Consider the following 20,424-nt stretch of genomic DNA (forward strand, 5'->3'; position numbering starts at 1 on the left):
GTTGCTCGGGCATCGAGCCCTTACAACCACTGCGCCACACTGTGCGGACCGGCGGCCCGGACGCGTCGTGCGTCGTTCAGCGGAAGAGATCGTCCGGATCTCCCGCAGCCGGAAAAGCGATGTCGATACGCGGAGTCTGCACAACCGAAGTTTCGGTCAAACCCGCCACGACCGCAACGAGATCCGCATCGGTGATCCTTTGCGTGTGCTTCGTCGCCTGGTACGCGGCCGCTTCCACAGCGGACCGCTTACGCGGAGTGAAGTTCTCGCTCATCTGGTGCCCTTCGCTCGTCAAAAAAGTGTCGCGGTGCTTGTGTGACGCAACACCGCTTGAACCGCATCCGCATCCCAACCGTTGCGCAATGCTTCGCGCAGCGCTCGCGACCGAGCAACCCGCGCCGCACGATCCGGCCCGTACCAATGCCAGCTCTGCCCGCGCCCACCGCCGCGTCCCTTCGCGCCCATCCCCGCAAGATTCTGCGATTGCGTGCCGAGCACCACGTGCGGGCGACCTAACGCTTCCGAGACCCGAACACAGATCGGGTTGTCGCACACCTCGTGAATCGCCATCTCCGAATCTTCGAGAGGCCGAACGAGTTCGAGCATCAGCGCGTACCGATGCGGACGGACGACCCGCTGCCGGCCATCGCGCTTGATCCAGAAACGGCCGTACCCGTCGTCAGAAATCGAACCTGTCCAGAAATGGCAATCACGCTCACCAGGGCCGCGAACAATGAACCGCTCGAACCGCTCCCGCTCCCGATCGCCAGGGGCCGGCAGTGACAACCCATCACGCCGATCTTCCTGGCGACCAAGACCCTGCACGCCCGGAAGCGTTAGGTCCTCCGGATTCGTCATCGAGAAAACCTAACGCTTCCGGGACCGGCCGATCCGTCGGCGCGGGTTGCCCCCAACCGGGGACAGCGAATTCCCTCATGTGGATGCCCGAGATTTCTGTTCCCGCTCCGCTCGATCTCAGGCAACACACAATCGGTCGCTGACACCCAACCGGGGACAACCCGCATCGCAGTCACCATCGCAGGACCGCCGACTAGGAGGCGACAGCAGTAGGAGACGAATCCGATGAACTCGAAGCAGACTCAGCCGAAGCCTTCTCATTCTTCTTCGCGGAATCAGCTTTAGACGAATCCTTTGCCGGAGTCCCGCCGGCCGTACGAGCCAGCTTCAGCAACTTGTTGACCTCGGTACTCGTAAGTCCGGTCATCGTCACGATCGACGCGACAGATTCCCCGCGACTCTTGAGTGCCGCCAAGGACGACGCTCGCGTGGCATCCGAGGCGAGCAACTTCTCGCTCGTCTCCTCGCGAATGCGAGCGATCCGGGCCTCCGCATCGGCTTGTGCCTTCTCGCTGTTCTCGTCCGCCTTGAAGAATGCGGCGAGATCATCTTCGTTCTGCTTGATCCGAGCTTGCTCTTCCGCGAGCCGTGCCGCAGTGGCGGAACGAGCACGTTCCCTCGCGCTGACTCTGTTCGCCGTTGACGTCATACCAGCATCCTAAGCCTTCGGCACCATCAATCGCTCTTTCGCCACTCCATTTCTGCATTTCGCCACAGCTTGCGATCTTCACGCCCATTCACTGCACCTCGTCCCTCGGCATCAGGAACTTCGTTCCTCAGCTTTTCAGTTCGTTCCTCACCAATGATCAAAATCTGAAACCGCACACACCATTTGCACTTGCCGTGGGCCTAGAGGAGACTCGATTTATGATGACGCCCAAGTCGCTCACCAGCTTTGCCGGTGTCGCGCACTTGGAGACCGCTGAGAATGCCTGCGACCGGCGCATTCAGCCGCGGTTTCAGTGCTACGGAACCTGTGTCCGGCACCGTCCCGCTGCGGCGGTTTCGACATGATGACCCTGCACCGGCTGCACGCCGGAGACGGATACACCTACCTCACGCGACAGGTCGCCAGCGGTGACCGCGAGATCGCCCGCGGCCAGAATCTTGCCGACTACTACGTTGCCGAAGGCACTCCGCCCGGCCTGTGGGTCGGCAAAGGGATCGACGACCTCGGACTCACCGGTCAGGTCTCGGAAGAGCAAATGCGCGCCTTGTTCGGTGAGGGTCTGCACCCCAATGCGGACCTCCTTTTCGACCAAGCGATCGCCGCAGGAATGTCGCCGAAGGCAGCCATTGAAGCGCAAAAACTCGGTCGAGCTTTCCCGAAGTTCAAGAACGATGTCGAGTTCGTCAACGAGCTCAACTCAGCCCTGGAGGCCCACCGCATCGACACCGGTAAGGCCCCGACCCGCGACGAGCGCGACGCCCTCCGGTTTATGCTCGCGGCGAAGCATTACCAGAAACAGCACGGTCAGTCAGCGGCCACCAAGGGAGAACTTGTCCGCTTCATGGCCGCTCAAGAGTCGAAGATCCGGCAACCAGTCGCCGGTTACGACCTCGTGTTCACGCCAGTGAAAAGCGTCTCCGTCCTGTGGGGACTAGGCGATGACGAGGTACGGACCGCCATCGAGCAGGCCCATAAAGATGCTGTGAACGAGACCCTCGCATGGATCGAATCCGAAGCAGCGCTGACCCGACGCGGTACTGCCGGCGTCGAACAGATCGACACCGACGGACTCGTCATCGCCCAGTTCGACCACTTCGACAACCGCAACGGCGACCCCAATCTGCACACCCACTGCGCCGTCTCCAACAAGGTCCGGGGCATCGACGGGAACTGGTCGTCACTCGACGCGAGGGTCCTACACCGCATCGCCGTCGCCGGAGCCGCACGCTACAACCGCATCGTTGCCGACAAGATCAGCCGCGCGCTCCCCGTCGCATTCGAGGACCGTTCACGAGGCGAAAACAAGCAGCCGGTCCGCGAGATTGCGGGAGTACCGCAGGAGCTTCTCGACGGCTTCTCTCGTCGCCCCCAAATCATGGAGCGGGCCAACGAACTGATGGCCGAATACCGCGCCGAACACGGCAAGAACCCGTCCAAGGTTGTCCAAATTTCTCTCGTCCAGCGAGCCACTCTGGAAACGCGATCCGGTAAGCAGACCCCGAAATCGTTGGCCGCGATGCGCGAGGAATGGCGCGAACAAGCGGTGAACATGCTCGGCGCCGACGGCATCGACAACCTTCTCTCGACCGCCCTATCCCAGGACGAACCGTTCATCGACCCCGCCGAATTCGACGCCGACCAGGTGGCCAGCTCCGCAGTCGAACGGGTCTCGTTGCAACGAAGCACCTGGACCGAAGCCAACGTACGGACTGTCGCCGAGGACATGCTCTCGCGGGTGAAGTTCCCGTCCGAAGAACAAGCCAACGCAGCAGTCGAACTCGTCGTCAACCGCGCCTTGCACCGCGACTCGCTACTCGTTGACATCAGCCTCGACCAGATGCCAGAAGCGATGACTCGCGCCAACGGCGAGTCCACGCTCACCGATCACCAGAAGGCCCGCTACACCAGCACCGCAATGCTCGACGCGGAGCAACGACTCCTCAACGCAGCCCACACCCCGACTGTTTTCACCGTCTCCGACAGCGCATTCGAGACCGCTCTCGCCTACCGCGAGAACCTCGAAGGCCGACCCTTCAACAAGGGACAGATAACGCTCGCCCGACACCTCGCAACCACCGAGGCACTCCTCGCCGTCGGCATCGGACCGGCCGGCACCGGCAAAACCACATCCATGAAAGCCGTCACCGATGCATGGCAGGCGCAAGGCCGCGACGTCATCGCACTCGGACCCTCCGCAGCCGCAGCGACCGTGCTCGGCGAAGACATCGGCGTGCGCGGACGCACCATCGACGACATCCTCACGCGCCACCGCTTGGGCATCGACGCCGCGATCAACCGCGGCGCGATGCTGCTCGTCGACGAGTCCGGAATGGCATCGACACACCAGCTCGACGCCCTCGTACAGATCGCCGCCGAACACGGCGCAGTCGTCCGCCTGATCGGTGACCCCGCCCAGCTGTCCGCCGTCAACGCCGGCGGCGCACTCGGACTACTCGCACGCAACACCCGAGCACCCGAACTCGAAGAAGTCGTCCGATTCAGCGACGACGACGAACGCGACATCTCCCTCGCACTACGCAAGGGCGAACACTCCGTCATCGAGTGGTACGAGGAACGTGACCGCCTCATCGGAGGAAGCCGCGACGAACTACTCGACAAAATCCTGCGCGATCACCTTGCCGATACTGCCGCCGGATCGACATCGGTCATGCTCGCCCCGACCACAGCCGACGTGCAGTCCCTCAATCAGGCAGCCCAAGCGATCCACCTCGTAAACGGCACCCTCACCGACGGCACACGTACAGCTCTGACCGCAGGCGACCACGCCTACGTCGGGGACATCATCGTCACCCGCCGCAACCAGAACAACATCACCGCTGTCGGCGGAACCCGCGCCGGCCAACGCGTCGAAAACGGCGACCTGTGGACTGTGCACGCAGTCACCGAGCACGGCATCATCGCCGTACACAAACGCCACGGCGGCACCGTCAGCCTCCCGAACTGGTACCTGACCCAACACACCGAACTCGGCTACGCGCACACCATCCACCGCGCCCAGGGCATGACAGTCGACGTCGCCCGCTCGCTACTCGGAGCCTCCGTCACCCGCGAAGCCGGATACGTCGCACTCACCCGCGGCCGCCACGGAAACTACGCCTACCTCATCACCGACGAGCTGCCCGACGGCGACCTCGACCACCAACCGGACCCCGTCTCCACCCGCAGCGGTGTGCTCGCCGAGATCCTCGATCGCCGCGGCGAGGAGATCTCCGCAACCGAACAACTACGCGAGGCACTCGACCGAGCCAGCGACCCCGCCCGCTTTCAGACCTACTACGACGTGGCCGCGGCCAAACTCGGCACCGACTACGCCCTGCACCTGCTCGACCGGTCACTGCCAGCGACCATCCTCGCGACCGCCAAGAAGCAAGACGGCTTCGATTCCCTCGTCGCCCGCGTCCGTGAACTCGCCACCCACGGCGCCGACATCGCCCCGATCCTCGCAGCAGCGACAGACCGCGAACTCGCCACCGTCGGCAACATCCCCGGCGCCTTGCTCAGACGATTGAAAGCAATCGAGACACCCGCACTCGCCGACGACCAGCAAGCGATCCTCCCCCCGGCCCACAGCGGAAGCGATCACACCCTGCGCGAATTCGCTACCCGCATGCGCGAGCAGATCGGCAGCTCCCCCACCGTGACCGCCGCAGATTTCGACGGACTGCGACCCGTCGACCTCGAATACACCCACCCACAGCAATCCGCCTACAACGCCGCCCTCGCACGCATCGCAGAAGGCGACGCCGCGACACTCCTCGAAGCGGCACTCCCCGACCACGTCGTCGACGCAATCCGCGACGACGGACAATGGACCCCGCTCCTCGCAGCAGTCGCCGACGCAGAAATTCACGGCGGCCGCGACCCCTACTCCGTCGTCGCCACCATCACCGAGCAAGGCCCCGAACGGCTCGCCGGCTACGGAACCGCACTGCTCGAACGCCTCCGGACCCTCGACGACACCACACCCGCAGATCCAGCGCTGCCCACCACACACGAACCAATCGCCCCCACCGACCGAGCCCTCGCCGCCTACGCCACCGAACTACGCGACTACCTCGACACGCTCGACTCCCCTACCTCCCGCCCGGAAACAGCGCAGCCGCAGGAACCGGCACGAACCACTACCCCCGCCCGGACCATCGAACCGTCGCCGATCACCCGGCGCGAAAAGACCCGACCCGAAACACCGCAACAACAGACCGAACCTCGGCCCGCAATCACGCGAGATCCCCGCACACCGGCAGCCCCCAGGCTCACCGGCCTGCGTGCACTCAGTGGAGCCAAGCTCGTCGACGCCCGTCGCCACATTGCCGCCAAGCAACGTCACCTCGAACAACTCCGCACCCTCACCGCAGCGACCCGCGCAGCAGCAGTCTCCCGCAGCCGCACCGAAGCGGTGCGCCGTGAACACACCCGCATCACCGCCCCCGCCCACGCGCTCACCCAAGCCCAAGCAGCGATCGAGGCGCGCACCGAAAAAGTGCACCGCGTCGACACAGCCATCGACGGCGCCCGCACAGAGCTGGCCGGCACCGGACGCCTCGCCCGCACCAAACGCGCCGAAATCGAAGCGAAGATAGGCGCCCTCGCCGCCGAACGAGCAGCAGCAATCGAGGAGCTCACAGCAGCCCGTACCGCCGCCGAGGCGATCGCACCCGCCAACCAATGGGACAAGATCGCCAACGACGCGGCCGAAGCGGACAAGCGACTGCCCGAAGCCCTCCGCGAAGCAGAAGAACGCGACCGCCAAGCGCTCAACACCGCCGACAAGACCCTCGAACGGATCGACACCCAGCAACAACAGCTCGCTGACCAGGACACCGCAATCACCGGCGAGCAAACCCGGCGGCGCGCCCTCACACCCGAACAGACCATCGTCGAAACGACACAACGTGAACAGCAGGCCACCGAGAAGGACACGGGTCAGCAGCCGGAGGCGAAGGAACGCAACAACCGCGCCATGATGCTCGCCCGCCAACGCGAACAGAACACGCAAGAAAAACGCCGACAGCGAGGCCTAGAATCCTGACATCAGTGTTTACGCGGTATATGAAAATTTTGCATCGGAATTAGCTGTGGTCGTCATGTCTCACGTCGGATTCGACGTGTATCTCTGATTTTAGTCGGCGGGTACGAAGATCACACTCGAAGCGCCTGTCGGATTGGTAGCGGCGAAGCTAGATGATCCGCGGGAGATGTTTCAGCATTAGATATTTGGACGGTCACCAGAATCTTGTAGGGACTCAAGTTGCGTTAGTGCAGAATCTGCCACGGCAAGTGCTAACTCATCCGGCACGTCGGAATACTTTAACTGCCGCATCGCATGTGCGTACGTGAAGGCTAGCGTCGCTTCGACCGAATCGACGTCCAGGGCCCAACCCCGGCATTCGCGAATGAAATCCGCATATGGATTGGACTCGCAGTAAGCATCAAGGTTAGCCCAATTAGACCAATTCGCGCGGTCAGCCCAATCGCTTTCACGCGCAGATCCTTGATCGTGGAATATAATGCTGAGTTCGAGCGTTACAGGATCAACTGGCGCTAAACCGTTTCCAACATCGCCGAAATCGATCAAAATTGGTCGTTGGAACTTGTCAATTAGTATGTTCTCTCCGTGAAGGTCGCCATGCACAATTGTTTTTCGAATGACAACCATTCGTTCTTCGCGTTCCTGCGCCCGACGGTCGAGGGCGAAGTCGAGTTCATTTAGGCGCTCGTCGGATACTAGGTCCTGCCTTAATTCTCTTAGGCTAATTAGAGATTTGGTATCGCCGCCTATCCATTTAGTCATAGCCTCTCTTAGGGTTCGTAAGATTTCTACTGCGGAATTGGGGTCTTCATTCAATTTGTAAAAAAATGATTTGCTATCAGCCGAGGCCAATGTTGAAATCAGGGCCGCCTTTTTCCTCAATCCTGACATCATGGGGGGTATGGAGGGGGCAAAGAATCCTGGCTGCAAATGATTCGGGACGAATTCATTGAATCGGGAATACTCCTCTGATGCTTCTGCCCGATCCAATACTTTAATGAAGATATTAGCTTCACTCAGATCTTCTGAAACAAATTTCACTCGACCGATTGTTGCGCCAGAAAGCCCTGTCGCTTTTTGTACTATCGCACGATTATGTTTTATTTTTTTCGCGTAAGTGCGTACCGCACGTTGAAATATGATGTCTTCCACTCCCCCGGCGTCGAGATTGCAATAATCGTCAAGTTCAGAAAGTGCGCGACTCAGTGTCAGTATTAACTCCTCAAGCTCCTCCACGTCATCTTTTTCAACTAACTGAACAAGGGGGTACTCTTCTATTCCAAAAATTGAATCAGTACCACCGCTCGCTAATTTATCTTTCGTGTTTTTCGTTGTGGCAAAGGCTGTAAGAAACACAAGCGGAGTTCCGGGGCAAATTTCGCGAGCAACCCCATGGACCGCGAAGCCATGAGATTCGCTGATGTCGGCGCTATTTTCAGTGGGAGGGATTCTAAGATCACATATAATGAGATCGAAAACATCATTCTGTATTTTTGATATAGCCTGCTCGCGAAACTGGGCTAAGGTTATTTGTGCATGTGAACATGCGAATTTGATGGCGGAAGTAGTTTGTCTAATGCTTCTATCTTCATCTTCGATCAGTAGTATTTTCATCTATTCATATCCCATCTACATTTGTCGACCATCGAATTTCGCACGATGTTCCTCCATGTTCACGCGGAGTCAATTTTATTGATCCGCCGAATGAATGAACCGCGCGTTGCGCGATTGGAAGGCCCCATCCGAAGTGTATCTCTTTAGACTTCTTGGTAACTCCTGGATCCCATAATCGGTCATTTCCCTCAGGGAGGCCGATTCCATTGTCCAGTACAGCGATCCAGGCAGTGTCATGCGATACGCCACAATTGATTACTACTTGATTTCCGTCCTTCTCGCTTGCTTCTACCGCATTTCGGATTGCATTTATGAGAGCGATACGAAGAAGCTCTGGATCACCCAAGGCGGTGACAGAGTCTGATCTAGTTACTATTACTTGGTGTTCGGTAAAGTTGCCATGGTGGATTTCCTCGGTGATGAGGTTTGCGAGATCGAATTCAGTGTATTGGGGTGAAGTGGAGGCGTCGTGCAGGCGTTTGATGGTGTCTAGGAAGCTTCGCAAACGGTTTATGTAATTTTCGGTCGCTGATGATGGAAATTCATCTCCCAGTTCCCGGCGAGCCGATGTGAAAATATCACCTACAATAGTTTTTACCTCGTGCAGGATAGTCTCTGTGACCGACTGAATAGCCTTAGCTCGTATGTCCTCTAGTTCGACCTCGTCCGCTGTCGATATCCAACCGTCTCCTATTTCATATTTTCCGCCGGCCGTCCTCCAGTTGGAAACGGCACGGTCCAAAGCGGATCGCACCCAGGAGTCTGGTTCATTATTTCGTATATGGCGTATTTCAGACAGTCTTGACGCTTCGGGAAGGTTAAATAATCCTCGCGCTCCTCGAAGTCGTTCACTTGAACTTGCGGAGGCCAATAATCTCATTGCCTCATCGATATCCACTACTTGGCGTCCCGTTCTCTCTGATAGAACTCGGAACGTGTCTCGAATGCTCTCACTCCGCCTTCCATGATCTTCGTTACGGCCTGAACTGTGGAAATTTCATCGAGCGAACCTTGGTGAGAAACAAAGCCGTGCTCACCATCGGAATTCATGGCAATCACCCGATCAGCTTCTCCGAGCACAGGTATGTTGGCGTTATGCGACGTGAATATGAACTGGTCTTTTGGTAGCCGCTTGCGCAAAGCAGAAACCAAGGTTGAAGCTATGAATGCATTATCCAGATGGTCTTCGGGTTGATCGAGAATCAGTGGATCGCCGTGGTGACCAAGTAATATCGGGAGCACCACAGTGCAGCGCTGACCAATTGATAGTCGGTCGCTGGGCTTATATTCAGGTCCGTCGAGAAGTTCTAGAGTTGCACCGTCTTCAATAACTGCTGAAATAATATCCGCTGTGGCGTGATGCTGAAGTGCTCTAATTACGGAACTCGCTCGTTCTGGCGCGATTCCGAGAGCAGCGCTCAAGTTTTCGTAGGTTCCGTTTTCGATCCATGTGACAAGTTCGTGTGGGGAGACCTCGCGGGCTATTTGGGGCGCTAATGAGTTGTAGTGGATCCCGCTACCGCGGAGACCGGACACTATAGCTGCGCGATATTGTTCGGAATTTTCCGATCGACTCATCCGAATCCGTACGGTCGGCGCAAGGCTGCTATTTAGTTTAGTGGCTACTGCATCTCGCTCTCGGAATATTTCGTCCCGGAGCAAATCCAGCTTTGTGTAGATTTCGTTTCGATCGGATGCTATTGAGTGGAATCTTTCCGCTCTTATGGTTAAGAGATTTTTGAGTGCCTCAAGACGTCCGTGTTTTTCTTCCAGTTCAGCTACCCGCTGCGATGCTTGTCCTATGCCAGTTTGCACGGTATCCAGTTGTTGCCGAACCTGTCTGCTCTGAACATCTATCACGGCGCGTAAGCTAGTTGTTGACTCTGCCGCATTTGTAATTCCCTGTTCGATTGCCAGTAATTCTCCCGCAGCTTGTTGAAGCATGTAAGAAATATGTTCAAGACGGGGGCGGTCATCGGCAATCAAGTCACTTCCCGCATGGGATGGCCAAGGCATGAGAATTTGAGTCGTTGCGGATCTCAAGCGGTCCAGTTGGGACTGAAATTCTTTGACATGTGATTTGTCTTGCTCGAGTACGGATTCGCGCATAGCTATCCGTTGCCCTATTTCTTGAAGGTCTTTTAATTCAGTTTGTTGTTCCTGTGTGGCCTGAGAATCTTCAAGAAGCTGTTGCTGATGTTGTCGTGCCGCAGCTAATTCAGACTCTATGGGTTGCAGCGACTCAATTTCTTCAGATATCGCTCGACCATCCGAAATTAGAGTGGAAATTTCTGTGGTCAAGCTTCTCAATTGCGATCGAAAAGAGTCGATATTTCGTTCGCGCACTTCTCTGTCTGTTCGAAATCTGTCCAAAAGATGCAGTCGTCCTGCTGTTTGTGCACCCACCGCTTCAATCTCGTTCTGGGCGAGGACCGTACAGGAAATATTTCCGGCGCCGGGAGATGTCGACGTATGACCAGAGGCCGATCTGGAGATCGTGTAGATAGAGTCGTTGTCACGGATCGTGAGCGTTACGGCCCCCCCGTCCAGGATGGCTATAGCTTGTTGGTTGCCTTGAGTTTTCGCTTTTTCAGTGAACGCACCTGCTCCGGTGCAGAACCGGATAAGTTCAACAATCGAGGTTTTCCCCGTCCCCCGCGCACCGATGATGACATTCAGCCCGGGACTGAACCTGAGGTCCAATCCCGCTAGGAAACCCTCGGCCTCAACTTGGAGTCGCTCAATATGCACAGACGGTTTCCCTCCTGGATCATTCGAAAGAGTCATCATCTCACGCACTCTGCGTCATCGGTCTGGTTCGCGCCGAGGCTGTGTCGGATGAGACCGAAAGTTCCCCAAGTCGGAAGGTGTTCGCGGTTACGTATTCGCACGAGATGCGTGTCTACCCCGGCAGACCGAGAGGCCGATCGAGACTGATGATCGAATGGGTTTGGGCTGTGTGAGACGCCCGTGCACCACCGGATTCTGTTTCGACCCGCTGCCGCCTACGAGGTTGTCGACGACAGCTCACCAAACCGCGGCTCAAGCATAAATCTGGTATGTGTGCCGCCGAGCTGCGCTGCAGAGATGACCTCCGCGGAGGACGTCGACTAGATGAGTTCTCCGAGTCTGATAGTCGGAATCCACATTGGGAATCGAAGTACAGGCCCTGAGTTTACGTCTGCATCAAATCTCAATCTCGCCTTCGAAACGAAGATGTTCAAGTCGCCTTCGAGTAAGACGCTCCACTGCAGTGAGCGGTGCATTTGCGCCAGATTTCGTTCGAGTATGCGTTTTTGTGAGTGCCTTGTCGAGGACCCTGACCAGACGATCCGTCCTGGCGGTGGCTTGATTGTAGAAGCGTGCCTGTACGAATTCTGTTCTCAGTGGCGCATTCTCGGCGAACTGCCCGACGTCGAGTTCGTACCCGGCTTCGCGGGCCAGCTGGGAGAAGAACACCGACTGCGTGCGAGTGTTGCCCTCACGGAAACTGTGGATCGTGTTGATCTCGCCCCAGTGATCAGCGAGGCCGGCGACGAATTGCTCTCGATCCCGGCCGCGCAGCAGGTCATCGGCCGCGAGCTTGCGGAACTGTCTTTCGGCCGCTTCGCGGATCTGATCTCCGACCCCTGGGTAATAGCCGTACTGCACTGTGGGCGCTGCCGGGTCCCCGGGTGCGTAGTGGACGATGTCGGGGCCGCTCTTCGACATCTGTCGGTCCGGGCCGACACGTTCCTGACCTGCCCATTCGTATACGTCTTGGAACAGTGCGCGGTGGACGGCCTTGAGGTGCGCGTAGTCGAAGTTCCCCTCGATCGGTTTCCTGTCGAGTTCGATCGCCCGCAGATGCGTTGCTCGCTCTTCGTACCGGCGCAGTTTTTCGGCGTCCCGTGTCCCGTATGGGTCGGCAGCGGTGACCAGCTTGTTTCGTAAAACAGTCGTTCCCGGGATGAAGTAGTCATCCCAGGAACGGAACTGTGAAGTTTTCGCAGGCAACGGACGGTTAGAGCTCGAGTTCCTGGCGGAAGGCCGCCAGCTCTTGCTCTGGAGTGCTTACTCCTCGTGCAACGCGGCGCGCAGCAGCCTTGTCCGCTTCGGTGACGGTGCCACCGGCGAGACGAACAACACCGGTCGCGAACTGTACCGACTCTTCGACACTGCGCGATGCAGTGCGTGTGGTGACCTTGTGTGCAGTGGTCATGCGGCCCAGCCCTCCCCGTGCGATACGTTCGATCGCTTCCACTATCTTACATCAAATTGCCTATACATGCAGCTCACTCCCTGTTTTCGTGCGCCAGAAGTTATTGGCGGACAGCTATGTCATCGTTGACCCACTCCCCCAATCCCTCCAGGTCATCGACGATCTCAAGCGCCTTGAACGAACACTTCGCGTCGGTGCACCGCTTGTAACCGGCCCGTTCGGCAAGGTCACGCAACGTAGGCCAGAGCCACTGCACATGGAACGCCGAGAGCTCCGAGCCCGGCTCGTCGAGGGTGTAGGCGCTTTGGTGCGAGACCATCAGCCCTGTCAGTTCCTCGACCGCTACGGGGTGGCGGAACCAGCACGGCGGAATCACCGCATCCGATCCGGACACCGCGTAGCGCCGGCGGAACCACCCCACCCACGCGATCAGTTCCGCCCACAGCTCCGCTGCCTGTGCCCCGTCTAGATCCTCCCACCGGTACACCCGCGCCGGCACATCGTTCTCGAGTTGCTCGTCGTCACCGAACTCATCTTCCATCATCCGCCTATCCCCCTTCTGTTTGTCGGGCAGTATGAGCGCTGGTGATTTTCGTAAAATCGTTGTCGTGCAACACTATCCGAAGGGCCGCCGGTTGCCGTTGCCTATTCCTGCATCCAGTAGCCGGCCCACGCATCCTGCCCGGCCGCGAGCATCTCGAATACCGAGTCTCCGCACGGGGCGCAGGAGTCTCCCCGGTGACGGATGCTCTCGAACTTGCCGCTCGCCCGGAATACGCCGTCGTTGTACGTCACCTCCGGGTCACGCACCGTTCCATCGGCAGGAGAGACGATCTCGACCATCGTCCGGCTGATCTCGTTTCCGGTGACGAGAATCCACCAGGCCTTGTCACCGGTGGTCCAATGATCGTCATGCAGCCACGGCTTAGTCGAATCATCCTGTGCTGCTGAGGGGGTCGAGTTCCTCATCCTTGGTCGCCGACATGGTCCATATCGCTGCCGTCGTCGTCCGGGGCGGTATCGTCCTGTCCATCGTCATCTGCCGAAGCATCGGCGGAGGCCGTGGCGACGAGGCGTTCGAGCTTCGTTTCGCGCCAGGACTTCGATCCAGGTTCGCGGCACCAGTCCAACGCCGTGGTGTCGTCGTCGACGTCGATTTCCACCACCACTCCCGCGCCCAGTGCGGCGCGCATCAGATCGCCGCTGCGGACGTGATGGTTGAGCACGTGAATCCGGACGGTCAGAGCGTCGACCTCGAGTTCTTCGCGGACCTTGCCTGCCAGGAACACCGCTTTGCCGGCGGCCGAGAGATCCGCCGAGTTCTGGTCGCCTTCCTTGCGAATCTTGTCGTCGTCGAAAAACTCCCCGTACCAGGCAACGAGCCCTTCCGGACCGCACACCGCGTACGAGGCGACTTCGTCATCGCCGGCCGCCCACAGCTCCACCAACGGACCATCGGCCGCGGCTGCTTGGATCTGCGCCAGTCGCTCCCGCTGCGCGATCGAGCGCAGTTCGTCGTAGTCGATGTCGAGTCGCTTGTTCAGTTCCGTCTTGAACTTCGGGAACATCGATTGCGTCGCGAACTTGTGCTCCTTCGCCCACTCGTAGAGCGCCGAGTGCGTGGTCAAGGTGCGCAGCTCCTCCGCTCCTTCCTTGACTGCCTTGCCGACTTCGTCCCACTGCGCCGCAGACGAGCTGGCGCTGCGAGACTTCGTGCTGCTACGACGACCTGCAACCATGATGAAACTCCTTTTCTACAAGGTGGATTCGAGTGATACGAGCGGAAAACAGTTCAGTTGAGCGGGGAGGCTTCGACCGGCGGTGACGTCGAGACGAAACCCTGCTCGATCACGGCCGCCGCTTGCTTTTCCGACGCGGCGACGACATCGCGGATCTGCGGGTCCTCCCAGAAACCGGGAAGATCGAGCATGACGGCCTTGTTGTTGCGGCGAATCATCAGCGCCGTGCCCTCCTCGAGCTCACGGATCGCTGATTCCTCCATCACCTGACGGCGATGCAAGCTGCCACCACGCGAGGTGCCCATACCCCGGCCACGCGGCGTCGGCGCCGAGAGCACGAACTCTTCGATAGAGCCGAGCAATGTCGAGACTTCCTTGAGTGTCGCGGTGTCCAGCAGGCCGGGCAGGATCAGCCGAATATTGGCGCTACCAGCGAGTTCTTTCGCGCCTTCGCGCCCCCATCGACGTTCGGTCTGCGAAAAGTTGTGTGTGAATGCGACCAGCTGGATTCCGCGGCCGCCCGAGTCCGACATCTTCGCCGGTAGCTCCGGAATGGGAGCAACATTGTTGAGTTCGTCGAGGACCATGCGCAGCGCCGGATCGAGCTTGCGACCCGCGCGGCGCTGGGAGAGCTTGTTGGCGACGAAGAACACTTCGGCCGCCAGTGCGGCAGCAAACGGTGCCACCGATCCGTTTCCGCCTTCGGAGAGCACGTACATGGTTCCGGTGCCCTTTTCGACGAAGTCCTTCACGTCGAACGAACTCGCGGCCGGGCAGTCCACCGCAGCCAGCAGCGACGGTGACGCCAACGGCTCCATCACCGAGGTCAGCACCATCAGAATGCTCGACGTCGTCTTCTCTGACTTCGCATCGAGGATCTCGGAGAGAGTCCGCGCCCACTCTGCATGGTGTTCGTCGAGGATCTCGCGAGCTTCCACTGCATCGGTCGACTCGCACCACGCCGTGACATCGGAGAGTTTGCGATTGCCGAGCGCGGCTGCGTGCAGGTAGCAACGCAACAGGGTTGCTGCCTTCTGATCGAAGAAGTCACCGTCTCCGCTGGACTTTGCCGTCTTCGGTTTCGCTGCCACCAGGGCGGTAGCGCGGCGGATCGCCACGTCCGCGTCCTCGCATCCGGCGATCACCGACCACGTGATCCGATCCGGCCAGCCGGAAATGTTCTCCGGATCGAACACGACGACCTCGCCGAGTAGGTACCTGGGCAGCCAGGTTTGATGCAGGATGTCGACCTTCGTCGACGTCGTCAGGCAGCCTCCGGGTGCCGAGAGCACCATCGGTACCGCCAGACGGGAAGACTTGCCTTGCTGCGCGGCACCTTCGACGTAGATCGCATCTTTCGTCGACACCCACACCGGATGTTTGGAGTTGCGCAGGAATCCCAGACGCAGCGCCAGTTCCGCGGTCTCGATGTCCTTGTCGGAGACGTTCGCCACCGAGGGGCGCAGGAACCGGCCTTCCTTGCGTGCGGATGCCTCGTCCAGCTTGGCGATCCGCAGATCCTTCACCGTGGCCAACCCGACGGGGGTTTTGCTGCGGCGCTTGGAACTACGCGATGCCCACCACCAGGTGCCGACACCGATCAGAGCAAGTGCGAGGACCGCGAAGGCGCCCGCGATGATGCTCGCCTGCGTCGGCCAGATCAGCTTTCCACTCATCACGTTCAACCCGGCGTCGATCGGATTCGCCGACACGATCTGCTCCAAGCCCGCCCACGACGAACCCAGGCGCACTGAAATGCCGATCGCCCCAACCAATGCGAGGACAACGGCAAATGCTGCGCCGGCGAGATAGACCCCGACGTTCGACCTGTGTGGATCTCGCGTGTGAATTTTCTCAGCCATGAGTGAGTGTCCTTCCGGGACGAAAGTGGAGGTGGAGCGTGAGAAGTGCAGGTGACGATGCGGTTCTCATCCGGTTTCTCCGATCCGGTAATTCGCGGCCCGCCAGGTCCCCGATGCGTCCTTTTCGAGGGTGACCGTTGCCGCTGATGTCTTGTACGGCGTCGATCCGCCGTCGGGGTGAAGCACGACCTGCCGGATACGGACGTCGACCGTGGCGGTCGCTCCCTTGATCGAGACGGGCGTTTCCGCTGTCGTCGCGGCGGTGAGCGTGTCCCCGCTGCGAGACCAGGCAGCCCAGTCCGCTACCGGTGTCGGAAGCGGATTCGGTTCGTTGGCAGCCGCTTTCGCGAGGGCTCCGGTCAGCAGATCGGCCTGGGATGCGCGATGGAGTGCGTCCCATCCAGAGCGATCCCGCGCCGGTTGCCAGGAGAAGATCATCGACATGGCGTTGGTGGCCACGGTCTGAGGTTCGGCGTGTTCCGGAGAGAGCGGGTCCTCGTGGTGGTGATCGGAGTCGTGGCCTTCTGAAGTGCCGGGGCCGCTGTCGTTTCCGGTGGTCTGGCGGATCGCGAAGACTATGCCGACGACCAACACGAGTGCGACGACGACGCCGATCACGATCGCGATGCCTTTGTTTTCTCTCATCGTGGATCTCTCCTAGTTCTCGCCGGCGAGGGCAGCGTCGTAGCGGGTCATGCGTTCTTTGATGTCGACGACGTAGGCCTGGGTTTCGGCGTACGGCGGGATTCCGCCGAACTGCTCGACCGCACCGGGTCCTGCGTTGTATCCGGCGAGCATGGTGTCGATCGGATCGCCCGTGACCTGCCCGCTCTTATGCAGCGGGCGGAGGTATTCGGCGACGTGACAGTCGTAGGCGCCCTGGGCCATCACCGCATCGGCGATGTTGTTCGGATCCCCGGCGCCGGCAGGACCGTTCTTGTTGCCGTTCTCGTCGACCGGATACCCGAACACCGCCCAGGTGTCTGGCATGAACTGGGTGTAGCCGCCAGCTCCCGCGGGGCTGATCTGGCCTGGCTTCCAATTCGATTCCTGCTCGAGCTGACCCGCCAGAAGGGGCGGGGTGATTTCCGTGCACTGCTTCGCGCTGATGACCAGCCATTTCTCGAATTCCGGCGGCACGGTTCCCGCCGCGAGGTCTGCGCCCGCATCACCGAGATTCGCGCCCCCGATCGTGCACCCGTCGGAGGGCTTGGGCGCGGTGGAGCCGTCCACGTCCGGAGCTGGGCCGTAGCTTTGACCAGCCGTGGGCATTCCGTGTCCGATGGTCGTCACATGGACGTGGTTGAAGTGGTTTTCGTTCGGGCTGCCCCGGTCCTCCATCATGTTCGGGGTGCCGTCCGAAGGAATGTATTCCTGGCGCCAGATCATGTACTCGATCTGGAAGTACTCGCGATTGGCCCACAAATAGTCCTTGACGGCGTCACCGAGCTTGCGGCCCTCGTCGCTGGAGTAGTCGTCGATCATGATGTCGGCGGCGCGACCGGACGGATGATCTTGGGAAATCGCGTCGGACGGTCGCCATCCGCCGATAGAGGTCAGTTGCGGGAACTTCGCGTACACGGCGCGAGCGACCCGGACGGTGTCGACCTGCCAGTGCTCTTCGGTTCCGACCTTGGCCGGCAGTGCCGCCATTTCCGCTCCCGAGGGCGCAGATGGGGCAGTCGGCGTCGACGGAACCGCGGGCGACGAGTCGGCGCTGCCGGGTTCGGCTGCTGCCTGGTAGTACGGCATCGGATCCACGTCGTGGCCGCCGGCCAGTCGGCCACCTTCCCAGACCTCGAAATGCAGATGAGCCCCGCCGGGACCCGGCGGAGAGACCTCACCGTTGTAGCCTTCGTTGGCGATGTGCTGACCAGCTTTGACCTGGTCACCGGTCTTGACGAGTACCGCGTCCTCGAACATGTGCCCGTAGACGGTCGAGAACATCTTCCCGTCCATCTGATGGTCGATCACGATCCACTGACCGAACCCGGACGCCGGACCGGCATCAATGACCACGCCATCTGCCAGCGCGAAAATCGGCGCACCGGCCGGACCGGCAATGTCATCGCCCTTGTGGTCCGGACGATCCGGAGTGCGCCACCCCGAGGTCAGTTGACCATCCGACGAACGCATCGGCTTCGACATCGAACCTGTCGGGACTCCCTGCGCCACAGACGAACCTGGACCACTGCCCTTCGGTACGCAGTCCGTCGACTTCGGCTCCTCCGAGGTCGCGATGAAGACCACCACGAGAATCGGAAGGATCAGTACCAGCGCCGCAGCGAGTCCCTTTTTCACGCCAGCCCCAGCTTCCCGGCGGTGAATCCACGACTGGAAGCCAGATCATGGTTCTGACGTCGCAGCCGCGCCACTTCCTCTTCCAGTGCGCGCATCCTGGCGCTCACTTCTTCCGGTGGTGCCTGCCGTGCAGGTCCGTAGCTCTCGCCGATCCAGCGCGAGACCGTATTGACATGCGCGCCCAACGATTTTGCGATCGCCTGGCAGCATTCGAGGCGCGAGTTGTACTGGTGTCGGGTTTCTTCGAACGTCTTCTCTGCCCATGCGCGGGTTTCGTCCCCGTATCGGCTACTCACGCCACACCTTCGAGTTCGAACAGCTCGTTGAAGCGAGAGTTGGTGTCGTGCAGTTTCAGATCTATTTCGGTTCGTGTGAACACGGTCTGCACCGGGATTCCCGGAACATTGTCCTTTGCGATTTTGATCATGAACTTGCCCAGGCCCGGCGGGTTGCGGCGCGGACCACGGCGGGTACGGCGCATCGGAGCGCCGCGTGACCACGAGGTGATCATTGCCCGCTCGGCGGAGGTGAATTGGAGAACGTCGGAGAGTCGATCGAGCTCACCGGCGGGTAGTCCGCCACAGATGACCATTCCGGATCGTTCGATGAAGCCCTTGGCGATCTTGACGTCCACTTCGGTCGGCAGTGTTTCGAGGTCGCGGCCGGTGTGCGTGATTTGGAGCAGGCCTGTTCCGTCGCTTCGGTTGAGCCTGGTGAGTTCGTCGATGCGGTTGACCATTCCGGCGCCGGCACCGAGGACCTGCCACAGCTCGTCCAAGATTGCGAGGAAGTACTTCTGTGGTTCGAGGCCGGCATCGGCGAGCAGATGCGCGGCTTCCATCGAGCCGTAGGCGTCGGACCAGCAGCTGAGCATGACCGCGGCCTTGAGCTTCTGGTCGCCGCGGGTGATGGCGGAGACATCGATGCAGATCGCCGTCGAATCGAGATCCAGTGGCACGCTTGTGTGGTCGGCGAAGATGTCGCCGAGCGGTCCGTCGAGCAATGCTTCGAGGGACTGCACCAAGCGCGTGATGATCGTGATGTAGTGATCTGGGGACTGTGCGAAGACCACCTTGCGCAGTCGCTCGGAGCCCTCGATGATCTTCGCCGCGAGGTGTCTGACCAGCGGCGGATCGACGAACGAGAACTCGCCGCCCTCGCGCAACTCCCGCAAGGCCCGCGACAACAGCGAACTCTCGTAGTCCTCGATCGGATCCTGGCGGATCAGTTCGATCAACGCGGTGATCATCTGGAGTTGGCGTGAATGTACGACCAGCTTCGTTTCTTCGATCAGTTCCTCGATGTGCGCGGCGCTGACTCGATCGCGGCCGGTGAACGGGTCGGTCGCAGGCAACAGTTGACCGGTGACAGCGGCCCTCTCCTCTGCGGCGCGCAGTCGGGCGAGATGCTGCTCGAGACGCGGGAGGACCGCGCCCATCGCGCCGGCCGAGAGTGGGTTGAGGTGGCCCTTGCCGTGGCCGAGAGTGATGACTTGACCGCCCATCGCCTGTGTGGCGCCGACGTACTCGCCCTTCATGTCGCCGGCGACGATCGGGCACTGATTCCGGGCGACCGCGCCGACGAACATCTTGCGAATGAACGAGGACTTGCCCAGAGCAGGTAGTGAGAGCAGGAACGCGGATGGGTTGGTGATCAGTCCTTCGGCGAACCACGTCAGTACATCGCAGGACGCGGAATCCCCGGTGCGCTGGTGCATTCCGATCGGGGTCCCGAGGGTGGGAGCGGTGGCGCCGATCATCCATGGGTTGAGGCCGCACGCGTGCATGGTGCTGACCTGGTACTCGATCGGGGCGAGCACGGTCTCCATCGCGCCGCCGCCGTCACTGCTGAGGTAGCTGTCGCGGAACCCACGCCGGGGCAGTGTGCGGTACGCCCGCCGCCAGGACGGGTCCGGACTTTCGTCTTCGGCGTCGTCGCGTTCCTCGTTGGCTTTGCGCCATTTCTTGAGCGCACGAGCCTTGTGTGTGAGCGGGAACGGAGCTGACACCGACCCGTTGTCGATCGCTTCGGCAAGGGCCTCGAGTTCGGCGAATTCCCACTTGCCGATGATGTTTTCGAGTTCGGCGTCGGTGACGTCGTCCACGGTCTTGAACTGCATGACGAATCCT

At 60.1% G+C, this 20,424-nt stretch carries 17 protein-coding genes; 1 reads left to right on the forward strand and 16 read right to left on the reverse strand.

What is annotated here, in order from left to right; translation table 11 throughout:
* Positions 1 to 76: 76 nt before the first annotated feature.
* From M0639_RS29665 to M0639_RS29675, 3 genes are all read right to left on the reverse strand, one after another.
* On the reverse strand, positions 77 to 274 hold the full coding sequence (locus M0639_RS29665) for a hypothetical protein (RefSeq protein ID WP_064074523.1): 198 nt from the start codon (positions 272 to 274) through the stop codon (positions 77 to 79).
* A gap of 17 nt (positions 275 to 291) precedes the next feature.
* Positions 292 to 858 (reverse strand): hypothetical protein, encoded by a 567-nt coding sequence (locus M0639_RS29670; protein ID WP_231915107.1) that lies wholly within the window; start codon positions 856 to 858, stop codon positions 292 to 294.
* A 193-nt stretch (positions 859 to 1,051) separates the two neighbouring features.
* Entirely contained in the window at positions 1,052 to 1,507 is a 456-nt protein-coding gene (locus M0639_RS29675; RefSeq protein WP_064074524.1) for a hypothetical protein, read from the reverse strand.
* Positions 1,508 to 1,868: 361 nt separating this feature from the next.
* Here M0639_RS29675 and mobF point away from each other — a divergent pair, with 361 nt between their 5' ends.
* On the forward strand, positions 1,869 to 6,578 hold the full coding sequence (gene mobF / locus M0639_RS29680) for a MobF family relaxase (RefSeq protein WP_064233777.1): 4,710 nt from the start codon (positions 1,869 to 1,871) through the stop codon (positions 6,576 to 6,578).
* 177 nt (positions 6,579 to 6,755) lie between these two features.
* Here mobF and M0639_RS29685 read toward each other — a convergent pair whose 3' ends face one another.
* From M0639_RS29685 to M0639_RS29745, 13 genes are all read right to left on the reverse strand, one after another.
* Positions 6,756 to 8,192, reverse strand: coding sequence for a phosphotransferase (locus M0639_RS29685; protein WP_064074965.1), 1,437 nt, complete (start codon positions 8,190 to 8,192; stop codon positions 6,756 to 6,758).
* A gap of 4 nt (positions 8,193 to 8,196) precedes the next feature.
* Positions 8,197 to 8,934: a sensor histidine kinase gene (locus M0639_RS29690; protein WP_248671229.1), complete on the reverse strand. Its 738-nt coding sequence runs from the start codon at positions 8,932 to 8,934 to the stop codon at positions 8,197 to 8,199.
* A 155-nt stretch (positions 8,935 to 9,089) separates the two neighbouring features.
* Entirely contained in the window at positions 9,090 to 10,982 is a 1,893-nt protein-coding gene (locus tag M0639_RS29695; RefSeq protein WP_082893253.1) for an AAA family ATPase, read from the reverse strand.
* Between the two features lie 396 nt (positions 10,983 to 11,378).
* Positions 11,379 to 12,188: a Fic/DOC family protein gene (locus M0639_RS29700; protein WP_064074967.1), complete on the reverse strand. Its 810-nt coding sequence runs from the start codon at positions 12,186 to 12,188 to the stop codon at positions 11,379 to 11,381.
* A gap of 7 nt (positions 12,189 to 12,195) precedes the next feature.
* Entirely contained in the window at positions 12,196 to 12,393 is a 198-nt protein-coding gene (locus M0639_RS29705) for an antitoxin VbhA family protein (RefSeq protein WP_054801853.1), read from the reverse strand.
* A 100-nt stretch (positions 12,394 to 12,493) separates the two neighbouring features.
* The gene (locus tag M0639_RS29710; RefSeq protein WP_064074969.1) at positions 12,494 to 12,937 is read right to left on the reverse strand and encodes a hypothetical protein; all 444 of its coding nucleotides are present in this window, start codon (positions 12,935 to 12,937) and stop codon (positions 12,494 to 12,496) included.
* Positions 12,938 to 13,038: 101 nt separating this feature from the next.
* Positions 13,039 to 13,362, reverse strand: coding sequence for a hypothetical protein (locus tag M0639_RS29715; protein ID WP_064074970.1), 324 nt, complete (start codon positions 13,360 to 13,362; stop codon positions 13,039 to 13,041).
* On the reverse strand, positions 13,359 to 14,132 hold the full coding sequence (locus tag M0639_RS29720; protein WP_064074971.1) for a hypothetical protein: 774 nt from the start codon (positions 14,130 to 14,132) through the stop codon (positions 13,359 to 13,361). The genes M0639_RS29715 and M0639_RS29720 overlap by 4 nt, the downstream gene beginning before the upstream one ends.
* A 53-nt stretch (positions 14,133 to 14,185) precedes the next feature.
* Entirely contained in the window at positions 14,186 to 15,994 is a 1,809-nt protein-coding gene (locus M0639_RS29725) for a type IV secretory system conjugative DNA transfer family protein (protein WP_064074972.1), read from the reverse strand.
* Between the two features lie 66 nt (positions 15,995 to 16,060).
* On the reverse strand, positions 16,061 to 16,639 hold the full coding sequence (locus M0639_RS29730; protein WP_064074973.1) for a hypothetical protein: 579 nt from the start codon (positions 16,637 to 16,639) through the stop codon (positions 16,061 to 16,063).
* A 12-nt stretch (positions 16,640 to 16,651) separates the two neighbouring features.
* A complete protein-coding gene (locus M0639_RS29735; protein WP_064074974.1) occupies positions 16,652 to 18,295 on the reverse strand; it encodes a M23 family metallopeptidase in 1,644 nt (547 codons plus the stop codon).
* A complete protein-coding gene (locus M0639_RS29740; RefSeq protein WP_003944113.1) occupies positions 18,292 to 18,591 on the reverse strand; it encodes a hypothetical protein in 300 nt (99 codons plus the stop codon). The genes M0639_RS29735 and M0639_RS29740 overlap by 4 nt, the downstream gene beginning before the upstream one ends.
* Complete coding sequence (locus M0639_RS29745; protein ID WP_248671230.1) at positions 18,588 to 20,414, reverse strand: ATP/GTP-binding protein; 1,827 nt, start codon at positions 20,412 to 20,414, stop codon at positions 18,588 to 18,590. The genes M0639_RS29740 and M0639_RS29745 overlap by 4 nt, the downstream gene beginning before the upstream one ends.
* Positions 20,415 to 20,424 lie beyond the last annotated feature (10 nt).

This window comes from Rhodococcus qingshengii JCM 15477 (genome assembly GCF_023221595.1).
Lineage (GTDB): Bacteria > Actinomycetota > Actinomycetes > Mycobacteriales > Mycobacteriaceae > Rhodococcus_F > Rhodococcus_F qingshengii.